Consider the following 25708-nt stretch of genomic DNA (forward strand, 5'->3'; position numbering starts at 1 on the left):
CCTGTTAATAGCCTGATGCGCCGGTAGTGGGGACAGCGTTGCCGCGCGCCTGGGCGACGGCTTCACGCGAGGCGCGGCCAAGCTGCATGACATCGTTGGCGGGGGTGACAAACCGGAAGCCTTCGCCGATTCGCCGGGCGGCGGCCTCGCCGGAGGTACAAAAGATCCCGGCGATTTTTTGCTGCTGACGACAGCGGCTGACCACTCTTTCTACGGCGGCCAGCATCTCCGGGTGACGGGATTCGGCGCTGGCGCTGCCGGTCAGGGTGAGGGACAGATCGTTAGGGCCGATAAACACCCCGTCCAGCCCCTCGGTGGCCAGGATCGTGTCGAGGTTCGCCAGCCCTTCGCGGGTTTCGATCATCGCCAGGGTCAGGATTTCGTCATTGGCGTGCTGGGGGTAATCGGACCCGCCGTACAGCAGCCCGCGGGCCGGGCCGAAGGAGCGATTGCCCAGCGGCGGATAGCGGCAGGCGGCGACAAAACGCCGGGCCTCTTCCGGGGTGGAGATCATCGGGCAGATAATGCCGTAGGCCCCGGCATCCAGCATGCGCATGATCTGCGCCGGATCGTTATCGGCCACCCGCACCAGCGGCACCGCCGGGGTAGCGGAGAGCGCCTGCAGCATGGCGAGGGCGCTGGCGAAGTCGATCATCCCGTGCTGGAGATCGACGGTCACCGCGTCGTACCCCTGATGGCCGAGGATTTCGGCGCTGTAGCTGGAAGGGATTGCCAGCCAGCCGTTGATAATGGCGGCGTTTTCTTGCACCGCCCTGAGTTTATTCTTGCGCATCTGAACACTCCTGAATCCAATGGCGTAGCGGGGTAGCGACCTCGTCGGGCGCTTCAAGCAGCGTGAAGTGCCCGGCGGTGGCGAGGGTGACGCATCTCGCCTGCGGGGCGCTCTCCGCCACCAGCTGATGGTGATGGGGCGTGCAGAGGGGATCCTGCGCGCCGTTAATAACGATGATGGGGCAGGCGAGCGAGGCCAGCGCCCCGCGATTGTCCCGCCGGGTAATGGCGATTTCGGTCTGCGTCGCCAGGGTATCGAGGCCGCTCTCCTCTGCCATCCGGCAGATAAGCGCCAGTAAGGCCTGGTCATCCACACGCGACGGGGCAACGTACTTCGGCCACAGACTGGCCGAGAGCCAGTGGGTGAGCCCCTGCTGCCGGGCGGCGCTCACCGCCTCGCGCCGCATGGCGGCATTTTCCGGGCGATCGGCAAGCGGATTGACCGACAGCAGCGCCAGCCCGGCAATGCGCCCGGGGGCATCGGCGACCATCTGCAGCGCCACTATCGCCCCCAGCGAAAATCCGGCCAGCAGAAAGCGCGGCGGCAGCTGTTCGAGCAGCCGCTGTGAGGCCTGCGCCGCCGAAGTGTCCCCCGTCAGTCTGGAGCAGATCGCCGCAGACAGATTGAGCCGGGCCAGGATCGGCTGCCAGAGCCGGGCGTTACAGAGCGTGCCGCTAAGCAGCACCAGCGGCAGGGCGGGATTATCCACAGTCTCACTCCTCAGGTTGCGGTCCAGCCGCCGTCGACCATCAACGCGCTGCCGGTGATCATCCCCGCGGCATCGGAGGCCAGGAATACTACCGGGCCCATGATGTCCTCCACTTTGCCCAGCCGGCGCAGCTTGATGTTGTCCAGCACGTAGCGGCGAAACTCCGGTTCGGCCAGCGACGGGGCCGAGAGCGCGGTCTCAATAAAGGTCGGGCACAGGGTGTTGACCCGGATCCCGTCCTCACCCAGCTCCAGCGCCATGGCTTTGGTTAACCCTTCCAGAGCAAATTTCGACGCGCAGTAGACGCTGCGGCGGGGGCCGCCAACGTGGCCCATCTGCGAGGAGAGATGGATAATCGATCCGGCGATCCGCTGGTCGCGCATTCGCGCCGCCACCCGCTGGCTGACAAAGAAGGTGGCCCGCAAGTTGACCGCCATCACTGCATCGAAATTCTCCTCACTGACGGCCAGAAATGCTTCGTGGCGCGCCAGCCCGGCGCTGTTCACCAGAACGTCGAACGCGGGCAGCCCGGCGAGCACCGACTCAACCTGCGCCACGTCGGTGATATCCAGCGCCACCGGATGCAGCACCAGCTTGTGCTGAGAGGCGAGCGTTACGGCGTCGTCCAGGCCCTGGCGATCCCGGGCGGCGATCCACACCTGTGCCCCGGCGTGGGCCAGGGCGACGGCGCAGGCAAACCCCAGCCCTCTGGAGCCGCCCGTTACCAGCGCGCGCTTGCCGTGCAGGTCAAAGGAGGGCATCTCAGGAAAAGTCATGGGTTACACCTTCTCTCTGACCGGGGCAGGGGTGGCGTAAGGCACCTCTACCTGACCGTAGCGGCGCACGCGAACGTTGGCCTGCTCGGCGTGGCCGGCAAAGCCCTCCAGCAGCGACAGGCGCGAGCAATAGCTGCCGATCTCCGCGGTGGCCTCATCGCTGAGGACCTTTTGCCAGGTGCAGGTTTTCATAAACTTGCCGACCCACAGGCCGCCGGTGTAGCGCGCCGCTTTTTGCGTCGGCAGGGTGTGGTTGGTGCCGATGACCTTGTCGCCGTAGGCGACGTTGGTGCGTGGGCCGAGGAACAGGGCGCCAAAGTTGGTCAGGTTCGCGAGGAACCAGTCGTCGCGGTCGGTCATCACCTGGACGTGTTCCGAGGCGATGCGATCCGCTTCGGCGAGCATTTCGTCGTAGCTGTCGCAGACGATAATCTCCCCGTAGTCGTGCCAGGCCTGGCGGGCAATGTCGGCGGTAGGCAGTTTTTCCAGCAGGCGGTCAATCTCGCGCAGCGTCTCTTTGGCAAGCGCCATTGAGTTGGTCAGCAGGATCGCCGGTGTAGTAACCCCGTGCTCGGCCTGTCCCAGCAGGTCGGTGGCGCAGATCTCGGCGTCGACGGTGTCGTCGGCAATCACCAGGGTTTCGGTGGGACCGGCAAAGAGGTCAATCCCGACCCGGCCAAACAGCTGGCGCTTGGCCTCCGCCACAAAGGCGTTACCCGGCCCAACCAGCATATCCACCGGGGCCAGGGAGTCGGTGCCCAGCGCCATCGCGCCAATCGCCTGAATGCCGCCGAGGGCGTAGATCTCGCTGGCCCCGGCCATTTTCTGCGCAGCCACGATGGCCGGCGCAGGCTCGCCGCCGAACGGCGGGGCGCAGCTGACGATGCGGGAGCAGCCCGCCACGTTGGCGGTAATAATCGACATATGCGCCGAGGCCAGCAGCGGATACTTCCCGCCCGGGACATAACAGCCCACCGCATTAATCGGAATGTTTTTATGACCGAGGATCACTCCCGGGCGGGTCTCTATTTCCAGGTCAAGCAGACAGCCTTTTTGCGCGCGGGCAAAATTAAAGACCTGCTCCTGAGCAAACTCAATATCGTGAATATCCTGACGACTTAATTTGTTTATGCAGGCATTAATTTCTGCCTCGCTCAGGCGATAATCCTTACGGTCATAGCGATCGAACTTGACGGATAATTCACGAATGGCTTTATTCCCGCGCTTTTCAATATCCGCAAGAATAAGTTCCACCGTTTCCCTTATTTGTCGCTGTGCATCCTGGCGTTCCTGAACCGGTTTACTGGTTTTAAGTAGATAAGCCACACTATCTTCCTTCTGTATTTATGATGAGGGGTACCCTCCCGGCGGGCCGGGATTATTTAATCGGGAATAAAATTACTGGTCGCGCGCGGGCGCGAGGGAACTGTTAAGAGATAATTCAGCCGTCGCCGGTGTTTTACGGGAATAGACCCAGCGCACCGAGAGCGGGGTGGCAATCGCCGCCACGATCGACAGGGCAGCAATAAACAGATAACCGGAAGAGAGGTTAATGTGCTGCATCATCACGCCCATGATCACCGGCCCGGCAAACATGCCGCAGGAGTAGATGGTCTGGAACAGCCCCATCCGCGTCGACTGCTCATCGGCGGTGGTGTTGACCACGCTCAGGGACATAAAGGCCGCGAACGCCATCCCGAAGGAGAATCCGGCCAGCGCCTGCAACAGATAGATCAGATACAGATTGCTGGTAAAGGGGATGCCAAAGGTGGAGATGACCTGCAGCACAATGCCGAGCACCGCCGTTTTAACCAGCCCCAGACGTTGATAAAAGACGCTGCTGCACAGGGCAATGGCGAGAGCGTAGAAGATCAGATGGATATTGCTCAGCAGGGTTAAGATCCCGGCGCGGGCGCCCAGCTGCTCGGCATAAATCGGGGTGAGGGTGTCACGGGTAGCAAAGGGTACCAGGATAACGATGGTGGCAAGAATACCGATCAGCCATACCGAACGGTCGGCGAGCTGCAGGCGGGCACCGGCGATACAGGCCTTCAGCGTCGGGGCTTTTACCGGGTCGTGGACGTCGCGGATCCGGGTGGTGAGGAACAGCGCCACCAGCGCCGAGACACAGGAGACGAAAAAGGCGATGTTGTTCGCAAAATAGTGAATCAACAGCCCGCCGATGCAGTTGCCGAGGAACACCCCCAGAGGCCCGGCCAGCGCCAGAAATGCTACGGCAGCAGGGGCATCTTTCTGGTCAAAGTAGCGAATAAACAGGATGTTGTAGAGCACCCAGGTGGCGGCGGTGACGCCGTCTGCGGCTTTCGCCAGATACAGCGTAATGGCGTTCGGCTCCAGCCAGGCCAGCGGCCAGGCGACGATCGGCAGGACCAGCGCAAACTGGATAAAGATTTTCCGACTCTTCACCACGTCGGAGACAATCCCCAGCGGGAAGCGGATCAGCAGGGTCGCCAGGCCGCTGGCTCCCATGATAATCCCCATCACCTGCGGCTCCATCCCCTGATTGATCATCATCGGGGCCAGAAACGCATCAATGCTGTGAATACAGATAAAAAACAACACGCTGATGATAAAGAACAGCCGGGCTTCCGGTCGGCGTAACAGTGCTCGAAACATGGTTGTGAACCTCTTAAAACGTAATGGGTTAAAACCATCCAGGTACAACTTTACCGGCTCACTCCATTGGGTGATTGCCCAATTTACCCGGTACCATTGACGGTGTGAAAACTGCTCTGCATACGTATTCAAAAATTGAAGTTACGAAAAGGTTTCAATTTTGTAAAGGTCGTTTGTCACCATTGTGAAAAAAATAATTCTGGCTGTTGCATACGCATGCAAAGATGGTGTAAGACTAAAAAGTACCCGCTTCCTGAGGCGCAGTTTTGCGGGGGTTTATGGCGGGTCTCCGGCATAACGCCTTGAATCTGTGCCAGAATGGGGAAGCGAAAGGGATAAGGAACACTCGTAATGAAACGTAAGACTTTTACAGCGGTGACATCGCAGCAGGTGGCGCAGCTGGCAGGCGTATCACAGTCGGCGGTGTCCCGCACCTTCACGCCGGGGGCGAGCATTTCGCCGGCCACGCGTGAAAAGGTGCTGAAGGCGGCCCGGGAGCTGGGCTACCGGCCGAACGCCATTGCGCGTTCGCTCAACACCGCCCGCTCGCGCATCATCGGCGTGGTGATCTCCTATTTTGATAACCAGTTTTACCCGCAGGTGCTGGAGGCGCTGGCGCAAAAGCTGGACACCCTCAACTACCACCTGCTGCTGTTTGTCGGCGATCGCGAGGGGAACGTGGACCGGATTTTCGACCAGATCATGCAGTATCGCGTGGATGGCATCGTACTGGCCTCGGTCACGCTGTCGCTGGATCTGTCGGAGGAGTGTCTCGCCGCCGGGATCCCGGTGGTGTTGTTTAACCGCAGCGAAGAGAGCGGAATGGCCTCGAGCGTCAACAGCAACAACGAGGCGGCCGCCCGCCAGATTGCCGAGTTTTTGCTGGCCGCCGGGCACCAGCGGTATGCGTTCGTTGGCGGCGTGGCGGATTCGTCCGTCAACATTGCCCGCCAGCGCGGGTATCTGGGCGCGCTGCAGGAGCAGGGGATTGAAGACGTCCGGGTGGTCAACGGCAACTATGACGCGCAGCAGACTGCCCGCGCGGCTTACGCGCTCTTTTCCGCCGCGCCCGCGCCGGACGCCATTTTCGTCGCTAACGATCATATGGCCGTCGTCGTGATGGACGTGGCGCGCTACGAGTTTGGCCTGCGGATCCCGGAAGACGTCTCCATCATTGGCTATGACGATATCGGCCCGTCCGGCTGGGCCTCCTACGCGCTAACCTCCGCCTCGCAGCCGGTGGAGGCGATGGTCGCCGCCACGGTGGAGCTGCTGATGAAGCAGATCGACAGCGGCACTATCGAACCCGAACAGGTCGTCGTTCCGGGCAGGCTGGTGGTTCGTCACTCTGCGCGCCGCCCGCATACGGGCAGCCTCGACGCAGAGGGTAATTACGTGTTCCAGACCCAGGAGGACAAATGAGCAGATTGCCGGGATTCAGCCCCCAGTTCGACTCCATTCAACAGTTTATTCGCACCCTGACGCACGTGGTCTGGGAGCAGAAGGACATCGGTCAGCTGGCCGACTTTTACGCCACGCCGGTGGTGTTTATCACCCCGGAGAAACAGCTTAACGATCTCTCGCAGTTTATGCGCCTGACCCTGGAGGCGATGCACAGCTTCCCCCCAGCGTACGGTGCTGACGGAAGACATCCTGGCGACGCAAAATCCCGGGGATGAGCATTACGCCGCCCAGCGTACCATCGCCTGTATCCGCCATCAGGGAGAGGGCTTCTTCGGCCCGCCGACCGGGAAAACCGTCTGGGTGCGTACCTGGGCGGATCGAATTTGCGCCGAGGGGGCCGTGCGGCAGGAGTGGCTGCTGCAGGATCGGGCGGCGATTGTGGCACAGTTGGGGCTCAACGTGCAGGAGTTTGCGCGCAATCTCGGCTTGATGCAGAACCAGCTGGGGATCGCCCGGGAAAGTGCGGAAACCCTCGACGCCCGCTGGGCGGGCGGGCCTGAAGGGGATGATGTCGAAGGGCCGATCGCCGGGGTGGTGGAGCGCTATCTGACGATGTGGGCAGGCGGCAACAGCGGCACCGTACCGGGCCTTTACCATCCTGCCGCCACGCTCTATGCCCCGGGGCACTGCATCGGCACCGGCGAGCAGGAGATCGCCGCGCTGCTGTCGGGCTACCGGGCGTCGTTTGCGGACAGCGAGGTGCAGTTGCACCACCTGATCGTGCGGCGGGATCCCAACGAGCCGGTGCGCATTTCGCTGCGCTGGTCGCTTCTGACCTGGCACGACGGCTACGGTAAATTTGGCGTGCCGACCCGTAAACCGGTCTCCATTACCGGGATCAGCCAGCTGGAATTACGCGATGGACTCATTATTCGCGAATATTTAGGGATTGATGAATTAGCTATCTGGTCACAAATCGTTAATTAAGCGCACTATCTTTATCTAAAAATATTTTTTAAATCCGCCGCAATAGATATTGCGGCTCTCTTCTCCATCCATTCCGGGTGCGGGATCGTATTGTCTGAAAATAGATGCAGGAGTTTATATGTCTTCAACCGAAGCAACAAATAAAGCGCCAGCCGTACCTGAGAAAAACAGTAAACTCACCCGCGACGAACCGGTATTACAGGTTGAGCGCCGGGACTTTATTGATTTAGTGCCGGAGAAACGCCAGCGCGTACAATCATTACGTGGGTTCGACGATTGCTATACCGATATTGTCGATTACATTGTTCGCTGCACCCATAAAATATGGGATGAACGCGACGTGGGATTAATTTATACCCACTATACGCACAACTGCGTGTTATATAACGCGCTGGGCACTCTCTATACCCGCGAGCAGGTGGTGCAGGATACTCTCCAGCGCCTGGTGGCCTTCCCTGAGCGCCGCGGCATGGCCACCCAGGTGATCTGGAACGGTAACGACGTGGACGGCTTCTATACCTCGCACCTGGTCACCGGCAGCGGTCGCCACACTCAGTTCAGCCACCTGGGCAAGCCAACCAACCGCACCTTCGTCACCCGCACCGTGGCCGACTGCATGATCCACGAAAACAAAATCTACCGGGAGTGGGTGGTGAGCGACAACATGTCTCTGATGAAGCAGCTGGGGCTCAACACCGACGAGATCGCCTTTAACATGGCGAAAGAGCAGTTCGACAAGGGCTTCCGCGTCACCGACATCGGCGAAAACGGCCGCATGCTGGGGCAGTATCCGCCGGAAATGGTCTGCGACGTCTCCATTGCCCATACCGATACCGAAGAGCAGTGCCTGCGCTGGCTGCATGAAATCTACAACCGCCGGATGCTGGGCAAGATCAAAGAGGTCTACGCCCCGAACGTCCAGTGGCACGGCCCGCTGATGAAAGAGCTGTACGGCACGGCGTCGGTGACGCACCAGACCCTGGCCCTGATCGGCATGATCCCGGACGGCGCCTGGCTGCCGCAGCATATCTGCTCCAATCCGTGCGAGGAGGGTGGCACCAAGGTGGCGGTTCGCTGGATCATCGAGGGCCACCATCTGGGCTACGGCGAGCTGGGTAAACCGACCGGCGAACGCCTGTTCGTGATGGGCATGTCTCACTACCACATTATCAACGGCAAAATCGTCGACGAGTGGGTGGTTTACGATCACCTGGCGCTGCTGGCGCAAATCAAACTGGGTCAAATGGAGGAAGCATAATGTCTGTACAGTCAATTGTTGACCAGGTGAACTGGATCAAACGTCCTCAGGGGCAGGATGCGCAGGCCGACAGGTCGTTAACCGACACGGTGAGTGCCATTATTGCGCGCGTGAAGGGTGAAGGCGACGCGGCCCTGAAGGCCTTTTCACAGCAGTTTGATAAGGTGGTGCCGGCGCAGTTTGAAGTCACCGCTCAGGAGATCGAAACGGCGCTCAGCGAGCTGGATCCCCAGACCCGTCGCGACAGCGAGTTTGCCATCCAGCAGGTGCGCCGCTTTGCCGAGGCCCAGCTCGCCACCATGCAGCCGCTGGAGGTGGAAACCCTGCCCGGTGTGCATCTGGGGCACCGCATTATCCCCGTCCAGACGGTGGGCTGTTACGTGCCAGGTGGGCGCTATCCGATCCTCTCCGCACCGGTGATGTCCATCGTGCCGGCCACGGTGGCTGGCTGTGAACAGATTATCGCCTGTCTGCCGCCCGGCGCGCACCCGGCGATGATTGCGGTCTGCCACCTGGCAGGCGCACACCGGATCTTTAAAATCGGCGGCGCGCAGGCCATCGCCGCCATGGCCTGGGGCACCGAAAGCGTGCCGGCAGTGGATAAAATCGTCGGCCCGGGCAACGCCTTTGTCAACGAGGCCAAGCGGCAGGTGTTCGGCAAGGTAGGGATCGACGCTCTGGCCGGACCGAGCGAGATCTTCACCATCGCCGACGACAGCGCCGATGCGCGCATTATCGCCGCCGACCTGCTGGCTCAGGCCGAGCATGATGTCCACACCCGCGTGGGGCTGGCGACCACCAGCCGGGCGATTGCCGAAGGAACCCTGGCAGAGATCGAACGCCAGCTGAAAAACCTGCCTACCGCCGCCACCGCGGGCGAGGCCTGGCGTCGTCAGGGGGAAATCGTGGTCTGCGACAGCGAGGAGCAGCTGATCGCCTTTGCAGACTATATGGCGACCGAGCATCTGCAGGTCCATACCCGTGATCCGCACGGCACGGCGGCGAAAATCCGCAATTACGGCTCGCTGTTTATCGGCCAGAATGCCAGCGTGGTGTTCTCAGATAAATGCTGCGGCACCAACCATACCCTGCCGACCATGGCGGCGGCGCGCTATACCGGCGGGCTGTGGGTCGGGGCTTATGTGAAAATCTGTACCCACCAGTGGATCGACGAGCAGGGCATTGCCGCGATTGCGGAGCCGGCAATCCGCCAGAGCCGTACCGAGGGGATGCAGGGGCACCGCCGCGCCGCAGAGATCCGTCTGCGTCCGGAGGCACTGGATGCCATCACCTCTGGGCTGCGCGACTAAAGGCGACGGGAGGTCAGGCGCTGGCCTGGCCTCCGGCATTAATGTAAGGAAGGGTATGCAACATAAACGGCTGATACCGCCAGCGGACTGCGTTGAGGAGATAACCCGGCGGCTGACCATTATCGATACGCATCCGCAGCTGAATGCCCTTCTCGGGGTCAACCCGGATGCGCTGGCTGAGGCGGCGCAGTATCAAAGGCTGCGCCGTCGCGGCCAGCCTGCCGGGCCGCTGCACGGCGTGCCGCTGATTGTTAAAGATAACATCGCCTGCGCCGGGCTGCCCCTGACGTTAGGCTGCGCCGCGCTGGCGCAGCTGCGGGCGACAGCGGATGCCCTGGTGGTGCGCCGGCTGCGGCAGGCCGGGGCGATCGTTCTGGCCCGGGCCAACATGTCCGAGTTTGCCTTTGACGTCCGATCCCGCAGCACGCTGGGCGGGGACGTGCGTCACCCGCGGTTTCCCGGTATTACCGCAGGCGGCTCCAGCGGAGGCAGTGCGGCGGCGGTGGCGGCCGGGATGGCGGAGGGGGGCGCTCGGCACCGATACCGGCGGCTCGATCCGTATTCCGTGCAGCTATACCGGGCTGGTGGGGTTAAGGCCGCGGGTACGCAGGGCGCAGATGCAGGGCATCGCGCCGCTCTCCCTGAGCAAAGACACGGTGGGGCCGATGGTGCACAGCGTGCAGGATGCGGCCCTGCTACATGCGATTATTCACGGTCAGACACCGTCTACCCTTGAGCCTCTGTCGTTGAAGGGCGTGCGGCTGGGGGTGATCCGCGCCCTGGAAGGGGACGATCCTGCACAACAGGCCGTCTGGTATGACGCCCTCGCAACCCTGAGACGGCACGGCGCCACGCTCGTCGACACTGACCTGCCGATCCTGCCCGAGGTGGCGATAGCTACCTGCCTGAGCCTGTATGAGTTTCGCGTGGCCTTTGACGCCTGGCTACAACAGCACCCTGGCGCCCCCGTGGATTTGGGGGCGGTTGTCGCCTCCGGGCAGTGTTTGCCGGAGTTTATGCCGCTCCTGAACCAGATGCTGGCCAGCGAGACGCTAAGAACGCCCCAGTGGCGGGCCGGACGACAGCTGCGGCGTCGGCTGCATCAGACGCTTGGTCTGCTGGCGGAGGAGGGGCGACTCGATGGTTTTCTCTATCCGACGGTGGGCCGGGTGCCGGACAGCCTGGAGAAAATGCCGCCCGGCTGTGCGCCCGAGCTGGCGGCCATCAGCGGCTTTGCCGCCATCACGATCCCCTGCGGCACCACGCTAACCGGCTTTCCTGTGGGGCTGGAAATTCTCTCTGCCGCCGGTGAGGAGTCCGCGCTGCTGGCGCTGGCCGCCGCCTGCGAAACCGCGTTCAGTCTGCCGTAAACGGTAGACGCTGGCGCACGCGCGAGGCGGGCTGAACCGCGGCTTTGGCCATCGCCTCGCCGATTTCGGCGCACACCACCAGCCCCTGCACAAAGGGGCGATCGTGCATCAGGTACGGCAGGGCCCCGAAGGCAATTTTTCCGCGCAGGTAGTCAGGGGCCAGCAGGGTATAGTCATCGCCCACCTCGGGGATCTCCTCCCCGGCGGACTCCAGCTGGTGGCGCAGGACCGGGAACGGCAGATCCCTGGTTTTGAGCGGTTGCTGCCCGCGCGCATCGATAAACACATCGAAATACGACGTTTCGCCCCGGGCGTGGATCACCGTCCGATCCTCTTTTACCGCCATTTCGTAATCGTCACCCAGGGTCAGAATGCTGATGACGCCCGCCTCACGCAGGGCCAGCAGGCGGCGGATCGACTGGGACGGGATGGCCGCATAGTTGTCGATGAAAATACGCGCCAGACCGACCTTAAAGCGCTCTTTGTCCTGTTTTGTCAGGTGGGGCACAATCTTCTCGACGGCCTCGTGCAGGCGCAGAATGGTGTAGCGCCACGGCACCGTGCGTTTATCGCGCTTGTTGCGCTCCACCTCATCGAGATTAGAGACCGCCCAGCGGAACGGGCCGTGTTTTTCCCTGTCGGCAAACCAGGCGTCACGAATGGTATCGGCCGTCAGGGTCTCTAACGCCACTGTGTCGCACCACTGCGGGTCGGCGTGCTGAAGCTCGGCAACGACAAGCTCAAAGATGCGGTCGAGTAAGCCCTCAGAGCCCTGTTCGATAGCGGCGTCGATCGCCTGTTCGGTGGCGATGGTGAGCGGCTCGTAGGGGATCGGGCAGTAAAAATCGGCTTCCGGCAGGATGCCTGAGCGGGACATCAGCACGATCTTCAGCGCTTCGCTGCCCGCGTCCAGCCGAAACTGGATCTGTTCATCATCCGTCTCAATGAATTTACCGTGCTGAACGGCGACGGCCATCGCCGCGTCCAGTCCGCTCAGCGAGGTGCCCATAATGCCCACGTTGCAGGCGCGAATTTTGGCCTCCATCAGCCCGGACCAGGGGCTGGGGAAGAAGGAGCGCGACGCATTGTCTTCTTCAGGCCAGACGTGCCCGGTGGCGATAACCACCAGATCGAACGGCCTCGGCGCGGCGTCGTCTTCAGCCAGAATATTGACCCCCTCAGGCGTGGCTTCCACGTCGGTAACCTGGCAGGACTCACGCACCTCGATTTCAAAACCCGCTTTTTTTGCCTGCTCAACCAGCTGCACAAATTGATCGCGGAAATACTCCCCCAGCAGAATACGCGGCAGGAACTGTCGGACATGCAGGGCCGATTTTTCCACGCCGTAGCGCGCCAGATGAGCATCGTCCTGGCTGCGCAGCCAGTCGATGTAGGTTGAAAAAATGGGCGGGATTTCAATGCTGGCGATGTTGGCCAGCATCATTCGGGAATTCTCTTCGTCGCTATAGGGCATGCCGACGCCGGCTTTTTCAGCCTGCTCGAAGACCGTGATGCAAAGCGGCGTCCCCTGGTTCAGTAGCGAGAAAAACGTATAAATGCCGGTCGGCCCTGCGCCGATAATGGCGATCCTTTTCATCATTGCTCACCCTTTTTTTGCCTGCCTGAAAATCGTTTCAGGCACGCGCGTTATTAATCCATGAAAAATAAGTGTGGATGAAAACGCAAAATGAGCAAACCGGCAGCGTCGGGATACCTCTAAATCATTAGTTATGTGAATGTGTGCGAAATAGAGCATTCACATACTCAATTGTTTTGTCTGAATAAAATAAAAATAACGCGTCAGAAACAGGGCACATTTTCTCAATTGATTCATATCAATTAACTCATTGGGGTTATAGGGAAGAATGCACCTCTTTTTTTGAGAGGGAATAACATGTCAGAACGCAAAGAAAAAAGGGACGCGCTTTTTCCCGAAATCACGCGCAGAGGACTGCTCAAGGCGGGCTCGGCCCTGGTGACGCTCCCCTTTGTGATGTCCGGCAAGGCGCTTGCCGCGAAAACTGCGGCCGGGACGACGTCAGAGTCCACAGAAGCCGCTGAACGCGTCGTCCAGACCTGCAGCACCTTTGACTGCGGCGGTAAATGCGATATTCGCGCCCACGTCGCGGACGGCGTGGTCACCCAGATCACCACTCGCCCGGACAGCGTGCTCGATCCGCAGATGCCGGTAATGCGCGCCTGCGTGCGCGGTCGCAGCTATCGTAAGTTTGTCTACCACCCGGATCGCCTGAAGTATCCGATGAAGCGCGTCGGGAAACGGGGCGAAGGGAAGTTTGAGCGCATCTCCTGGGAAGAGGCCACCACGCTTATCGCCGACAACCTGCAACGCATCACCGCCAAATATGGCCCGGCGTGCCGCTTTGTGCACAACAATACTGCCACCAGCGGGGGCACTTTCTCCGGCGATAAGATGATGCGTCGTCTGCTTAATCTCACCGGGGGGCTATCTGGAGTACTACCACTCGGTGAGCATGGGCAACACCGCCGCCGCCACGCCTTATACCTACGGCACGGCCGCCAGCGGTAATTCGCTGGATACGCTGGCGGACACCAAACTGGTGATCCTCTGGGGGCACAACCCGACCGAAACCATCTTCGGCCATACCAATCACTATTTTCAGCAGATGAAACAGAACGGCACCCGCTTTATCGTCGTCGATCCGCGTTATTCCGATACCGTGGCGTCGCTGGCCGATGAGTGGATCCCGCTGCTGCCCGCCACCGACAACGCGCTGATGGACGCCATGATGTACGTCATCGTCAGCGAAAATCTACACGATAAGGCCTTTATCGAACGCTATACCCTGGGCTTTGACGAAGCCTCCATGCCGGAAGGCGTGCCCGCCAACGAGTCGCTGGTGGCCTATCTGATGGGGGATAAAGACGGCCAGGTTAAGACCCCCCGAGTGGGCGGAAAAGATCACCCGTGTCCCGGCACAGACCATTCGCCAGCTGGCGCGGGATTACGCCAATACCAAACCGGCGGCCCTGATTCAGGGCTGGGGTCCTCAGCGACACAACTGTGGCGAGCGTACCGCCCGCGGCTCAACGCTGCTGGCAACCCTCACCGGCAACGTCGGAATCAAAGGCGGCTGGGCGGCGGGCTACGGCGGCTGCGGCAACCGTAAATTCGCGGCAGGGCCGGAAATGCCGGATAACCCGGTGAAAGGGTCGATCTCGATCATGAACTGGGTGCAGGCCGCTGACGATGCCAGCAAGGTGACGGCGGAAGCGGGGCTGAAAGGGACGGATAAGCTGAAAAGCAATATCCGTATTCTCTTCTCGCTGGCGGGTAATTACCTGGCGAACCAGAACCCGGATCTGCATCAGGCGGTGAAGGTGCTGGAGGATGAGTCGAAGATCGAGTTTATCGTCGCCAGCGACCTCTATATGACCCCGAGCGCCCGCTATGCGGATCTGCTCTTGCCGGAAACCAGCTTTATGGAGCGCTGGAACATCGGGGAAACCTGGGGGACGGCAAGCTACCTGATCCTGTCAGAAAAGCTGATCGAGCCGGAGTTTGAGCGCCGCTCTGACTACGACTGGCAGCGTGAAGTGGCCGCTAAGCTGGGGATTGAGCCGCAGTTCAGCGAAGGCCGCAGCGAGCAGGAGTGGATTGAGCATATCTGGGAGCAGACCCGCCTCTCCATGCCGGATGAACATCTGCCGACGTTCGCCGAGCTGCGGGAAAAACGTCAGCATCTCTTCAAGAGCAAGCCGTATGTGGCGTTTGAGGACAACATCCGCGATCCGCAGAATCATCCTTTCCCGACGCCGTCCGGGAAAATTGAGATCTTCTCGAAGCGTCTCTACGACATGAATAATCCGGAGATCCCGGCGCTGTCGCATTACGTTCCGGCGCACGAAGGCCCGGAAGATGCGCTCGCGAAGCAGTTCCCGCTCCAGCTGATCACCTGGAAAGGGAAAAACCGCGCCAACTCCACGCAGTATGCCAACCCCTGGCTGCAGGAAGTGCAGATCCAGAAGCTGTGGATCAACCCGGCGGATGCCCAACAGCGGGGGATCCGTCAGGGGGACAGCGTGCGCATTCACAACCAGCGCGGCGTCTGCCAGGTTCCGGCGGAAGTCACCCAGCGCATTATGCCTGGGGTGGTCGCCATGCAGGCCGGGGCCTGGTGGCAGCCGGACGCCGACGGCGTCGACCACGGCGGGTGTGCCAACGTCCTGAGCTCCGCACGTATTACTCCGCTTGCGAAAGGCAATTCTCATCAAACCATGCTTGTGGAGGTCGCAAAGTATGAGTCAGCAGTATAAGGAATACCCTCCGGTCAGCGATAAGCAGCTCGGCTTTTTCATTGACTCGTCGCGTTGCTCCGGGTGTAAAGCCTGCCAGGTGGCCTGTAAGGACAAGCACAACCTCGAGGTGGGGCGTCGTTTCCGTCGCGTCTATGAGGTGAAGGGCGGCGGATTTATCCCGACCGGGCAGGGCGGCTATGCCAATAACGTCTATGCCTTCACCCTGTCGATCTCCTGCAACCACTGTGCGGATCCGATTTGCACCAAAAACTGCCCGACCACGGCGATGCATAAGCGCCCCGGGGATGGCATTGTCCGCGTCGATACCAATAAATGCGTCGGCTGCGGCTACTGCGCCTGGTCGTGCCCTTACGGCGCCCCGCAGATGAATGAGGAGGCCGGGCAGATGTCAAAATGCGACTTCTGCGTGGATTTACAGGCCAAAGGCGAACAGCCTGTTTGCGTTGCCACCTGTCCGCTGGGGGCGATCCAGTTCGGACCGATCGAGGAGCTGCGTGCGAAGTACGGCAGCCTTTGCGACGTGCAGGGCCTGCCGGACTCATCCATCACGCAGCCTAACCTGGTGATTAAACCGCATCAGGGTGCAGAAAAAGAGGAACAGCCCCATGCATGAGTTACCGCTTCTGATCTTTACCCTGCTGGTGCAAGGCTCGGTTGGCATGACCCTCTTCCTGACCCTGTCCGCCAGGGCGGGATCGCGCGTGCCGGAGGTCAGACCCCAGCTGTTGCCGGGCATGCTGATCGCCTGCGTGGCGGGCGGGCTGGGACTAATGGTTTCCACCCTGCATCTCGGTTATCCGCTCAACGCGTTTAATGCCCTGCGCCACGTCGCCAGCTCATGGCTGAGCCGTGAGATCGTCTTTGCCAGCCTGTATCTGGCGGCGCTTGGGCTCTGCACGCTGGTGATGCTGGTCAGAAAGCAGCTGATCCCGCTGTTACTGCCGGTAGCCGCGGTGCTGGGGCTGATTGATGTCTGGTGCATGAGTGCGATTTATGCCCATACGTCGGTCATTACCTGGAGCCATTTCAACACCTGGCTGATGTTTTACGGTGCCGTTGGGGTGCTGGGCGCGGTAGCGCTGGCGTGGTTGCCAATGCTCAAAGCCCGGTCCGTGGCCCGGGAGCGACAGTCAGTGATGCGCTTCGCGGCGGCAATGGTGGTGGCGATTGTCGCCATACGTCTGCTGGCGCAGCCGGACTATATGGCGTATCTGGCCAGTGCCAGCCTGAGCGGCGTTGTCACCCTGCCGCATCAGCCGATGGAGATCTTCGCTCAGCTCAGCGGTCTGCGGCTGTTTAGCTGGACCTTATCCGTGCTCGGCGCGCTGCTGTTTGCGGTAAGCGCATGGCGACAGGGCAAGCTCGGGCTGATGGTCGGCAGCCTGCTGCTGGTGCTGTCTGAAGTGCTGTTCCGCTTTATTTTCTTCTGCATTAACTGATGGCGCTGTTTCGCCTGACGCAAGCCCCCGCGCCGCCCGGCGTGGGGGAGTCCTGCCTGCACAATCAGCTTCCCCGCCACGACTGCGATGCCTGTATGGCGGTCTGCCCGGTGCAGGCCATTACCGCCACGGCCACCACGCCGATCGTTAACGCGCTGGACTGCCTGCAGTGCGGCCGCTGCCTGTTCGTCTGTCCGGCGGATGCGCTGCAAAACATTCGGCCAGAAACCCGCCGCTTTACGGCATCGACGCTGGTTGCGCCCTTTTCCACGCTGGAGCCCTCCGTGGATGAGTTACTGATGTGGCATCAGCAGTACGGGATCCGGGCGGTGGAGATGGATATAGAGGCCTTCCCCGGCTGGGTGCGCGCCGTTGCGGCACTCAATATCCGGCTTCGGGAGTTGAATGCCCCGGTCTGGCAGATCCTTCCTCCGCCGCAAAAAGCCATCAACACGGGGCGCCGACACTTTATTAAGGCCAGCGACCTGGACGTGCAGTCTGCCACCGTGAGCATCGGGCGTCGGGCCCGGCGTCAGGCTTTTTCTGCGATCAGCGAATATCAGCTGGCGTTGGAGCAGAGGCAGTGTACGGTCTGCGGGGCCTGCGCCAGGGTGTGCGGGGAGAGGGCGCTCAGTATGGGCGAGGGAGCGCTGACGTTTTCGTCATCACCCTGCACCGGCTGCAACAGCTGTGCGGTGGTCTGTCCGGTGAACGCTGTTCGCATCGACAAGATCGTGGGTGAAAACAGGGTATTGCGCTTTCCGTGGAGGCAAAAAACCTGCGGCTGCTGCCAGCGGGAATATTATACTTTTACCCCGGAAACGAATCGCTGTGCGGTTTGTCAGCGGCATCAGTACGGTATGCGGGAAGCATAAGTAACGCGTGAGAACAGGTTGGTTAACAAGAGAGATAAAAGGAATTGCTGAGGACTTACTGAAATGGTGCGTCCGAGTGGACTCGAACCACCGACCCCCACCATGTCAAGGTGGTGCTCTAACCAACTGAGCTACGGACGCACTGTAGAGAATGGTGCGTTCAATTGGACTCGAACCAACGACCCCCACCATGTCAAGGTGGTGCTCTAACCAACTGAGCTATGAACGCATTGTTGTGTGTGACAACGGGGACGAATATTAGCGGCAGTGCGGGCATCAGGCAAGAGGAAAACTGCAAATTTCTTCACGAATTCACGCGATTGCTGTATTCCCGCGCAAAATGAGGAGAAAGTAGCCGCCCGGGGGCGGCTAATGCGCAATTAGCGTGCAGCGCGTTGCAAAATCACGCTTGATGGCTGGCGCTGCAGGAAACGCATGCGCAGCATCATCATGATTGCAGCAGAGGTTAAGCCGATAATAAAGCCCATCCAGAAGCCGGCGGGGCCCATCCGATCCACTACCAGGTCGGTGAGGGCCAGAATGTAGCCGCTCGGCAGCCCCAGCACCCAGTAGGCGATAAAGGTGATAAAGAAGATCGAGCGGGTATCTTTATAGCCACGCAGCACGCCGCTGCCAATCACCTGAATAGAGTCGGAGATCTGATACACCGCCGCCAGCAGCATCAGTTGGGAGGCGAGGATCACCACTTCCGGGTTGTCATTATAGAGTAGGGCGATCTGCTCCCGCAGCGTGACGGTGAACAGCGCGGTGCAGACCGCCATGCACACCCCAACGCCAATCCCGGTGCGGGCGGCGGTTTGCGCATCCAGGGTAGAGCCCTGGCCGAGGCGATACCCGACGCGAATGGTCACGGAAGCGGCCAGCGACAGCGGCAGAACGAACATTAGCGAGCTGAAGTTAAGGGCGATCTGGTGACCGGCCACGTCGACAATCCCCAGCGGGGAGACCAGCAGCGCCACCACAGCGAACAGCGTCACTTCGAAAAACAGCGCCAGGGCAATCGGCAGGCCCAGCTGCACCAGACGTTTCACCACCGCCATGTCCGGCTTGCTGAAACCGGCTTCGTAGTGAATATCGCGCATGGAACGGGCGCGCTTCACATATGACAGCATGCCGAAGAACATCACCCAGTACACCGCTGCCGTCGCCACGCCGCAACCCACGCCACCCAGTTCCGGCATGCCGAAATGACCGTAAATAAAGACGTAATTCACCGGAATATTCACTAACAGCCCGATGAACCCCATCACCATGCCCGGTTTGGTCTTCGCCAGACCTTCACACTGGTTACGCGCCACCTGGAAGAATAAATAACCTGGCGTCCCCCAGAGCAGAGCGCGTAAATAGCCGACGGCTTTATCGGCCAGGGCCGGATCGATATTGCGCATGGCGTGAATAATATAGCCCGCGTTCCACAGAACGAGCATGATCAGCACCGAGACAAAACCCGCCAGCCAGAACCCCTGACGGATCTGATGGGCAATACGCTCCCGTCGCCCGGAGCCGTTCAGCTGCGCGATAGTAGGGGTTAACGCCAGCAGCAGACCGTGACCAAATAAAATCGCCGGTAGCCAGATAGAGGTGCCGATGGCGACCGCGGCCATGTCGGTGGCGCTGTAGCCGCCCGCCATCACGGTATCGACGAATCCCATCGAGGTTTGGGCAATTTGCGCGAGTATGACCGGGATCGCCAGAGCTAATAACTGACGCGCTTCAATGAAGTACTTCTGCACGTGAACACCTTTGATATTGTTGTTATTTGAAAGAGAAAAAGCCGCTGCGAAAAGCAGCAAAAAGAAGATGCGGGGAATTCCAGCTATTGTAGCGGGGATAAGCTAATTATCTAGTGAAAAAATCGCCAGAAAAGGTGGGGTACTGGCAACCTCTATTTTCAACTGTTATTGTGGTGCGATAAAACGGTGTCATCACCGAAGGAACAAACAGGAGTCGTAAGCATGTTTACTGGTATTGTGCAGGGCACCGCGAAACTGGTGTCCATTGATGAAAAACCCAACTTCCGAACCCATGTTGTGGCCCTGCCGGATGAGATGCTCGATGGGCTGGAGACCGGGGCATCGGTTGCGCACAACGGTTGTTGTCTGACGGTCACCGAAATTAACGGGAACCTGATCAGTTTCGATTTAATGAAGGAAACGCTGCGCATCACTAACCTGGGCGACCTGGCAGAGGGTGATGTGGTTAATGTGGAACGCGCGGCGAAATTCAGCGATGAAATCGGCGGACATTTAATGTCGGGCCATATTATGACCACGGCTGAAGTTTCTAAAATCCTGACCTCGGAAAATAACCGCCAGATCTGGTTTAAAGTTCTGGATCCATCGTTAATGAAATACATCCTTTATAAAGGATTTATTGGCGTGGACGGCATCAGCCTGACGGTGGGCGAAGTGACGCCAACCCGTTTCTGCGTTCACCTGATCCCGGAGACGCTGCAGCGCACCACCCTCGGCAATAAAAAGCTCGGCCATCGGGTGAATATTGAAATCGATCCGCAAACCCAGGCGGTGGTCGATACCGTCGAGCGCGTGCTGGCGGCCAAAGAGGCGGCCGCCATCCAACAGACGCTCAACGACGCGTGATAAAAAAACACCCCGGCAAGCCGGGGTGTTTTTTTTAGCGCGCCACCCGCAGCCCGTTCTCCACGCCGCGGCTGAACACAACCTGCCACAGATGAATATCACGGGCGCGAAACGCCCCGGCACAGGCATTCAGGTAATAGCTGAACATCCGTTTAAATCGTTCGGAATAGTTGTCTGCGATCTCCGGCCAGGCGGCGAGGAAACGTTCATGCCATGCCATCAGGGTAGTATCGTAATCAGCGCCAAAATTATGCCAGTCTTCCATTACAAAATGGGGTTCGCTGGCATTGGCAATCTGGCGGACTGAAGGTAAACAGCCATTCGGAAAGATGTATTTATCGATCCACGGGTCGACGTGATGATCGGTTTTTTGTGAACCAATGGTGTGCAACAGGAACAGACCATCCGGCTTCAGGTTACGATCCACCACCTCAAAATAGGTGCGGTAGTTCTTCGGCCCGACGTGCTCAAACATCCCCACCGAGACGATGCGATCGAACTGGTCGCGCAGATCGCGGTAATCCTGCAACAGAATGGTGACATCGAGCCCCTCACAGCGCGCCTGTGCCATTTTTTGCTGCTCCGCGGAGATGGTCACGCCCACCACGCTGACGCCATAGTGCTGCGCCATAAAATGCGCCAGCCCGCCCCAGCCACAGCCGATGTCGAGCACCCGCATGCCGGGTTTCAGCTGCAGTTTTTCACAAATCAGGCGTAATTTATCCTGCTGCGCCTGTTCGAGGGTGGTCGCCTCTTTCCAGTAACCACAGGAGTACTGCATGGTGGGGTCGAGCATGCGGCTGAACAGGTCGTTACCGAGATCGTAATGCTCTTTGCCGACGATCCAGGCGCGCTTTTTACTCTGCAGGTTGAACAGGCGGGCGGTGGCTATCCGCAGCGTATCCTTCAGGTGGCTGGGCAGCTGTGTTTCCAGGCCCGCCCGCAGGACGTTGTTGAAAAAGATATCCAGCCGCTCACACTCCCACCAGCCGTCCATATAGCTCTCGCCAAGACCCAGCGAGCCCTGCTGCAGGACGCGTTTAAAAAAATCGGGGTGTTTAATTTGTAGATCGGAGGATGCCGGGCCGTTAATGGTGATACCCGCGCGGCTCAGCAATTCATTGACTATCCGGAACCAGTCATCATTCCGGATGCTGACTTCTTCTATACACGATGAACTCATAGCTTCTCCATCACCTGATGTGATCAGAATCCATAAACAGCGTAGACGCTCTTTATGGAGAGTGAGAAATTTCACGGTGTGACCCGTGAGGCTAATATCCGACGTAGAACAGAGGAAGGGAGAGGACCCTTGCCGAAAGGCCATCCATGGTAAAACGGGAGCACTCCGGCTCCCGTTAACACTTAATATTTGTAGTATTTATCAGAACGCTTCAGTCAGTATAGGACTGATATCCTGGTGATTCAACAGGATATTGTTAGCGAGCTAATCAATTATTCTGTCAGGCCCGTGAGGACTCGGCATGGAGACCCTCTTCCTGCTGGCTGGCAGGAACGTACTGCATCCGATAGCCCAGCGCCGCCAGAACCACGGTCGCCAGCATCACGCTGGTGGTGGTCAGCAGCGGGGTGGCAATCAGCCATGACACCAGCAGGCTCGCCAGGAAGCAGAGGCCCAGTTGCAGGGTGTTCTGCAGAGCGGCAGCGCTGCCGGTTGCCTGTGGGAAGGGACGCAGAGCCTGAGCGACCACAATCGGGTAGATCGCGCCGTTCGCCACCGCCATCAGGCAGAAGGGGATCAGCAGCTCAGCCAGGCCCACGTCCGGGATAAACCCGACCGCCCAGGTGGCAATCACGCTGAGGCCAAACAGGCCCAGCAGCCACGGCAGCATCTGGTGACCCTGCCATTTCTGCAGCGCGGCGCGGCAGCCATAGCCACCAATCAGGAAGGCGATGGTCTGCGGGACGTAGCTCAGGCCGATCGCCGCCGGGCTGTAGCCCATATCGCTGAGGATAAACGGCGAGCCGGTTAACCAGGCGAAGAAGCTCGCGGAGCAGGCGGCGTAGATCAGCACGTTGCCGCGGTAGGTGCGCGAACGCAGCAGCGAGAAAAAGGTGACGCGTTGCTCAGATTGTCCTTTCTTTGCCGCTGTCGGCTTCAGGAAAAACGCCGGGATCATCAGCACCAGGGTGATAACAAACAGCACCGCAAAAATTGCCTGCCAGCTGAAGTGGGCGAGGATCCAACTGCCGAGCAGCGGCGCCAGCGCCGGAGAGAGCCCGACCAGCGGCATGATGGTGGCAAAAATCCGGTTAGTGCGCGAAGCAGGGTAGTAATCGGTCACCAGCGCCTGCCAGGTCACCGCCGCGGCGCAGACCCCTACCGCCTGAATAAAGCGCAGCACCAGCAGCCAGGTGGCATCCCGGACCCACAGCATGCCGAGGCAGCCGAGGGCGAAAATGGCTAAACCGGCCAGCAGCACCGGCTTACGGCCGAAGCGGTCGGACATCGGGCCCCACAACAGTTGGGCAAAGGCGAAGCCCGCCAGGAACAGGCTCAGGCTGGCGCTGATGGCGGCCGCCGGGGTTTGCAGATCCTCCTGCATGATCGAAAAGGCAGGCAGGTACATATCGGTGGCGAGGAAGCCCAGCACGCTTAAGCCGCCGAGCCAGACTAAAAATCCTTTCCCGGGTGTCATTGTTCTATTACTCCGTTTGGGCGCAGGTATGGGTAGCCGCTGAGTGTAGGGAGTGCAAACCCGCTTGTGAAACGCTAATATTTGGCGGTTGCATTCAAAAATTTTGCAGGCAGAAAATGTGGTCAGAATATTCTCTTGAAGTGGTGGATGCCGTCGCGCGTAACGGTAGCTTCAGCGCGGCAGCGCAGGAGCTGCATCGAGTTCCGTCCGCCATCAGCTATACCGTGCGTCAGCTGGAGGAGTGGCTGGCGGTGCCGCTGTTTGAGCGGCGTCACCGTGACGTGGAACTGACTCCAGCAGGGGTGTGGTTTCTCAAAGAAGGGCGGTCTGTTATCAAAAAAATGCAGATCACCCGCGAGCAATGCCAGCAGATTGCCAACGGCTGGCGCAGCCATATCTCCATTGCGGTGGATAATATCGTGCGCCCCGAGCGCACCCGGCAGATGATTGTCGATTTTTACCGCCACTTTTCGGACGTCGAGCTGCGGGTCTCGCAGGAGGTCTTTAACGGCGTCTGGGACGCGCTGGCGGACGGCAGGGTGGAGATGGCGATTGGCGCCACCCAGGCCATCCCGGTCGGGGGACGCTATGCGTTTCGCGATATGGGGACGCTGAGCTGGATCTGCGTGGTCGCCAGCCATCATCCGCTGGCCGCCATGGAAGGGCCGCTCAGCGATGATACCCTGCGCAACTGGCCCTCGCTGGTGCGCGAAGACACCTCCCGCTCGCTGCCGAAACGCATCACCTGGCTGCTGGATAACCAGCGGCGGATCGTCACCCCGGACTGGGAGTCGTCTGCCACCTGCCTCTCGGCCGGACTGTGCGTAGGGATGGTGCCGGTGCATTTTGCCCGTCCGTGGATCGACAGCGGCAAATGGGTGGCGCTGTCGCTGGAAAATCCCTTCCCGGATGCGGCGTGCTGCCTGACCTGGCAACAAAATGATATGTCACCGGCCCTGGCCTGGCTGCTGGATTATCTGGGAGACAGTGAAACGATGAACAGGGAGTGGCTGCGGGAGCCAGAGATGCTGGCTCCCGGAGAGGATTAACGGCGGTAGTCGCGGAACGGGCCATCCGCGACGGAACGGCGTTCAATCAGGCGCGGATGCACCTCAATGGACTGGGACTCTTCACGCTTGTTGACGATGCGGTCCAGCAGCATGTTGAAGGCGGTCTCCCCCCAGCGAATCTTTCGGCTGGTGGATGGTGGTCAGCGCCGGGGTAAAGAAACGGGCGTTGCGCACGTTATCATACCCGATCAGCGAAACGTCCTGCGGGACGCGCAGGCCCATCTCGTCGGCGGCACAGAGTGCACCCATCGCCATAATATCCCCGCCACAGAAGATGGCGGTCGGACGCGGGCTCTGGGAGAGGATCTGCTGCATGGCGCGATAGCCGGACTCCGGCTCAAAGTCGCCCTGCACGATCCAGTTTTCCGGCACCGTGATCAGTGCTTCTTCCATGGCTTTCATAAAACCTGCCAGACGCCCGGCACCGGTGTTGCGCTCCAGCGCCCCGGGGATCACGCCGATTTCGCGGTGGCCGCGTTCGATCAGATAACGACCGGCCATATAGCCGCCTTCAAAGGCATTATCGATTACCGAGTCGGTAAAGTCGGCCTTCGCTTCGCCCCAGTCCATCACTACCATCGGAATATTACGATACTCTTCCAGCATCGTCAGCAGGGGTTCCGGGTACTCGGAACACATCACCAGCAGACCGTCGACGCGCTTCTGCGCCATCATCGACAGATAGGCCCGCTGTTTTTCGAGGCTGTTCCAGGCATTGCCGAGGATCAGGGTGTAGCCCTTCTGGAAGCAGTTCTTCTCTACCGCTTCAATAATTTCCGCAAAATAGGGCGCTTCGCTGCTGGTCGCCAGCAGGCCGATCGATTTGGTGTGATTCACCTTCAGACTGCGGGCCACGGCGCTGGGAGAGTAGTGCAGCTCTTTAATGGCCGCCCAGACGTTGTTGCGGGTCTCTTCCGCGACAAAGCGGGTTTTGTTAATAACATGTGATACGGTTGTAGTGGAAACGTTTGCGCGTTTCGCCACGTCTTTAATTGTTGCCATCAGATGTCACTCCAGACCATATCCAAGCTCCTGAAAAACCAGTAGGTAAACGTTTGCCTTCACTCGCCCTAATTGCGCAATTTGAATTGCGGTACGCCGGGAAAACGACACAGGACGTCAGGAGGGGGTCAATGGCCGGTACGCTAATAAATTTAGCGTGGAATTTTGTCTTATCTTGGCCAAAAGGGGAAGAGCAAAAACCGATATCAATCTAAATCCTGCAAGATTTTTACCCTCAACTGTGTAAAAATGAGCAAGCTCACTCTTCGTAGGGTGATTAAAAGGAGAAAAATTGATGAGTACCGATCTTAAGTTTTCGTTGATTACCACCATTATTGTTCTGAGCCTGATTGTTGCCAGCGGTCTGACTGCGGCACTGCACTGATTAATGCGGGAGAGGTCAGCTCTCCCTCGTTCCTTGCGCTGATTGTTACGCGCCCTGCAAAAATCTTTTGCGCAATTGTTAACTTCTCATTTTTTGTGATTGATGTCATGCTT

The 25708-nt window shown here is 59.7% G+C and carries 21 protein-coding genes, 2 tRNA genes and 3 pseudogenes; 14 read left to right on the forward strand and 12 right to left on the reverse strand.

Translation table 11 applies throughout. The annotated features are described in order from the left end of the window. Positions 1 to 4 precede the first annotated feature (4 nt). The 5 genes from AAHB66_RS09790 to AAHB66_RS09810 all read right to left on the reverse strand — a co-directional run bounded on the left by AAHB66_RS09790 (position 5) and on the right by AAHB66_RS09810 (position 4915). Positions 5 to 793: an aldolase/citrate lyase family protein gene (locus AAHB66_RS09790; RefSeq protein ID WP_347116044.1), complete on the reverse strand. Its 789-nt coding sequence runs from the start codon at positions 791 to 793 to the stop codon at positions 5 to 7. Continuing rightward, positions 780 to 1502, reverse strand: coding sequence for an alpha/beta hydrolase (locus AAHB66_RS09795; protein WP_347116045.1), 723 nt, complete (start codon positions 1500 to 1502; stop codon positions 780 to 782). The genes AAHB66_RS09790 and AAHB66_RS09795 overlap by 14 nt, the downstream gene beginning before the upstream one ends. Before the next feature lie 11 nt (positions 1503 to 1513). Then, positions 1514 to 2278: an SDR family oxidoreductase gene (locus AAHB66_RS09800; RefSeq protein WP_347116046.1), complete on the reverse strand. Its 765-nt coding sequence runs from the start codon at positions 2276 to 2278 to the stop codon at positions 1514 to 1516. Between the two features lie 3 nt (positions 2279 to 2281). Further along, positions 2282 to 3604, reverse strand: a complete 1323-nt coding sequence (gene hisD, locus AAHB66_RS09805) for a histidinol dehydrogenase (RefSeq protein ID WP_347116047.1) — start codon at positions 3602 to 3604, stop codon at positions 2282 to 2284. A 72-nt stretch (positions 3605 to 3676) separates the two neighbouring features. Beyond that, positions 3677 to 4915, reverse strand: a complete 1239-nt coding sequence (locus tag AAHB66_RS09810; protein ID WP_347116048.1) for an MFS transporter — start codon at positions 4913 to 4915, stop codon at positions 3677 to 3679. 351 nt (positions 4916 to 5266) lie between these two features. Here AAHB66_RS09810 and AAHB66_RS09815 point away from each other — a divergent pair, with 351 nt between their 5' ends. The 7 genes and pseudogenes from AAHB66_RS09815 to AAHB66_RS09845 all read left to right on the forward strand — a co-directional run bounded on the left by AAHB66_RS09815 (position 5267) and on the right by AAHB66_RS09845 (position 11244). Continuing rightward, entirely contained in the window at positions 5267 to 6337 is a 1071-nt protein-coding gene (locus tag AAHB66_RS09815) for a LacI family DNA-binding transcriptional regulator (protein ID WP_347116049.1), read from the forward strand. Further along, on the forward strand, positions 6334 to 6594 hold the full coding sequence (locus AAHB66_RS09820; RefSeq protein WP_347116050.1) for a hypothetical protein: 261 nt from the start codon (positions 6334 to 6336) through the stop codon (positions 6592 to 6594). Before AAHB66_RS09815 ends, AAHB66_RS09820 begins: the two co-directional genes overlap by 4 nt. Further along, entirely contained in the window at positions 6551 to 7306 is a 756-nt protein-coding gene (locus tag AAHB66_RS09825) for a nuclear transport factor 2 family protein (protein WP_347116051.1), read from the forward strand. The genes AAHB66_RS09820 and AAHB66_RS09825 overlap by 44 nt, the downstream gene beginning before the upstream one ends. Positions 7307 to 7424: 118 nt before the next feature. After that, positions 7425 to 8564 carry an ester cyclase gene (locus tag AAHB66_RS09830; protein ID WP_347116052.1) on the forward strand — a complete coding sequence of 380 codons (1140 nt, stop codon included), beginning with the start codon at positions 7425 to 7427 and terminating at the stop codon, positions 8562 to 8564. Continuing rightward, entirely contained in the window at positions 8564 to 9874 is a 1311-nt protein-coding gene (gene hisD / locus AAHB66_RS09835) for a histidinol dehydrogenase (protein WP_347116053.1), read from the forward strand. Before AAHB66_RS09830 ends, hisD (AAHB66_RS09835) begins: the two co-directional genes overlap by 1 nt. A 55-nt stretch (positions 9875 to 9929) precedes the next feature. Further along, positions 9930 to 10337: pseudogene (locus AAHB66_RS09840) on the forward strand (amidase family protein); the annotation flags it as partial. 121 nt (positions 10338 to 10458) lie between these two features. Continuing rightward, a complete protein-coding gene (locus tag AAHB66_RS09845) occupies positions 10459 to 11244 on the forward strand; it encodes an amidase family protein (protein WP_347116054.1) in 786 nt (261 codons plus the stop codon). On the opposite strand, the gene AAHB66_RS09850 is transcribed toward AAHB66_RS09845, so the two are convergent. Beyond that, positions 11231 to 12841, reverse strand: coding sequence for an FAD-NAD(P)-binding protein (locus AAHB66_RS09850; RefSeq protein WP_347116449.1), 1611 nt, complete (start codon positions 12839 to 12841; stop codon positions 11231 to 11233). The two genes, AAHB66_RS09845 and AAHB66_RS09850, sit on opposite strands and share 14 nt — an antisense overlap. 297 nt (positions 12842 to 13138) lie before the next feature. On the opposite strand from AAHB66_RS09850, the pseudogene AAHB66_RS09855 reads away from it, so the two are divergent. From AAHB66_RS09855 to AAHB66_RS09870, 4 genes and pseudogenes are all read left to right on the forward strand, one after another. Further along, positions 13139 to 15540, forward strand: a pseudogene (locus tag AAHB66_RS09855) (DMSO/selenate family reductase complex A subunit). Beyond that, on the forward strand, positions 15524 to 16156 hold the full coding sequence (locus tag AAHB66_RS09860) for a DMSO/selenate family reductase complex B subunit (protein WP_347116055.1): 633 nt from the start codon (positions 15524 to 15526) through the stop codon (positions 16154 to 16156). Before AAHB66_RS09855 ends, AAHB66_RS09860 begins: the two are co-directional and overlap by 17 nt. After that, positions 16149 to 16982: a DmsC/YnfH family molybdoenzyme membrane anchor subunit gene (locus AAHB66_RS09865; RefSeq protein ID WP_347116056.1), complete on the forward strand. Its 834-nt coding sequence runs from the start codon at positions 16149 to 16151 to the stop codon at positions 16980 to 16982. The genes AAHB66_RS09860 and AAHB66_RS09865 overlap by 8 nt, the downstream gene beginning before the upstream one ends. Further along, the gene (locus AAHB66_RS09870; RefSeq protein WP_347116057.1) at positions 16982 to 17857 is read left to right on the forward strand and encodes a 4Fe-4S binding protein; all 876 of its coding nucleotides are present in this window, start codon (positions 16982 to 16984) and stop codon (positions 17855 to 17857) included. Before AAHB66_RS09865 ends, AAHB66_RS09870 begins: the two co-directional genes overlap by 1 nt. Positions 17858 to 17921: 64 nt before the next feature. Here AAHB66_RS09870 and AAHB66_RS09875 read toward each other — a convergent pair. From AAHB66_RS09875 to mdtK, 3 genes are all read right to left on the reverse strand, one after another. Continuing rightward, positions 17922 to 17998 (reverse strand) — tRNA-Val (locus tag AAHB66_RS09875). An 11-nt stretch (positions 17999 to 18009) separates the two neighbouring features. Beyond that, positions 18010 to 18086 (reverse strand) — tRNA-Val (locus tag AAHB66_RS09880). 151 nt (positions 18087 to 18237) lie between these two features. Further along, on the reverse strand, positions 18238 to 19611 hold the full coding sequence (gene mdtK / locus AAHB66_RS09885; protein ID WP_347116058.1) for an MdtK family multidrug efflux MATE transporter: 1374 nt from the start codon (positions 19609 to 19611) through the stop codon (positions 18238 to 18240). Between the two features lie 222 nt (positions 19612 to 19833). Here mdtK and AAHB66_RS09890 point away from each other — a divergent pair, with 222 nt between their 5' ends. After that, the gene (locus tag AAHB66_RS09890; RefSeq protein WP_347116059.1) at positions 19834 to 20478 is read left to right on the forward strand and encodes a riboflavin synthase subunit alpha; all 645 of its coding nucleotides are present in this window, start codon (positions 19834 to 19836) and stop codon (positions 20476 to 20478) included. 34 nt (positions 20479 to 20512) lie between these two features. Here AAHB66_RS09890 and cfa read toward each other — a convergent pair whose 3' ends face one another. Then, positions 20513 to 21661 (reverse strand): cyclopropane fatty acyl phospholipid synthase, encoded by a 1149-nt coding sequence (gene cfa, locus AAHB66_RS09895; protein WP_347116060.1) that lies wholly within the window; start codon positions 21659 to 21661, stop codon positions 20513 to 20515. 280 nt (positions 21662 to 21941) lie between these two features. Continuing rightward, entirely contained in the window at positions 21942 to 23138 is a 1197-nt protein-coding gene (gene punC, locus AAHB66_RS09900) for a purine nucleoside transporter PunC (RefSeq protein WP_347116061.1), read from the reverse strand. Between the two features lie 116 nt (positions 23139 to 23254). On the opposite strand from punC, the gene punR reads away from it, so the two are divergent. After that, complete coding sequence (gene punR / locus AAHB66_RS09905) at positions 23255 to 24187, forward strand: DNA-binding transcriptional activator PunR (protein ID WP_347116062.1); 933 nt, start codon at positions 23255 to 23257, stop codon at positions 24185 to 24187. Here punR and purR read toward each other — a convergent pair. Then, positions 24184 to 25210, reverse strand: a pseudogene (gene purR / locus AAHB66_RS09910) (HTH-type transcriptional repressor PurR). The gene punR and the pseudogene purR overlap by 4 nt on opposite strands. Before the next feature lie 295 nt (positions 25211 to 25505). Between purR and AAHB66_RS09915 the strand changes: the two are divergent. After that, the gene (locus tag AAHB66_RS09915; RefSeq protein ID WP_106993692.1) at positions 25506 to 25595 is read left to right on the forward strand and encodes a YnhF family membrane protein; all 90 of its coding nucleotides are present in this window, start codon (positions 25506 to 25508) and stop codon (positions 25593 to 25595) included. Positions 25596 to 25708 lie beyond the last annotated feature (113 nt).

Source organism: Leclercia sp. S52 (assembly GCF_039727615.1).
In the GTDB taxonomy this organism is placed as follows: Bacteria; Pseudomonadota; Gammaproteobacteria; order Enterobacterales; family Enterobacteriaceae; genus Enterobacter; species Enterobacter adecarboxylatus_B.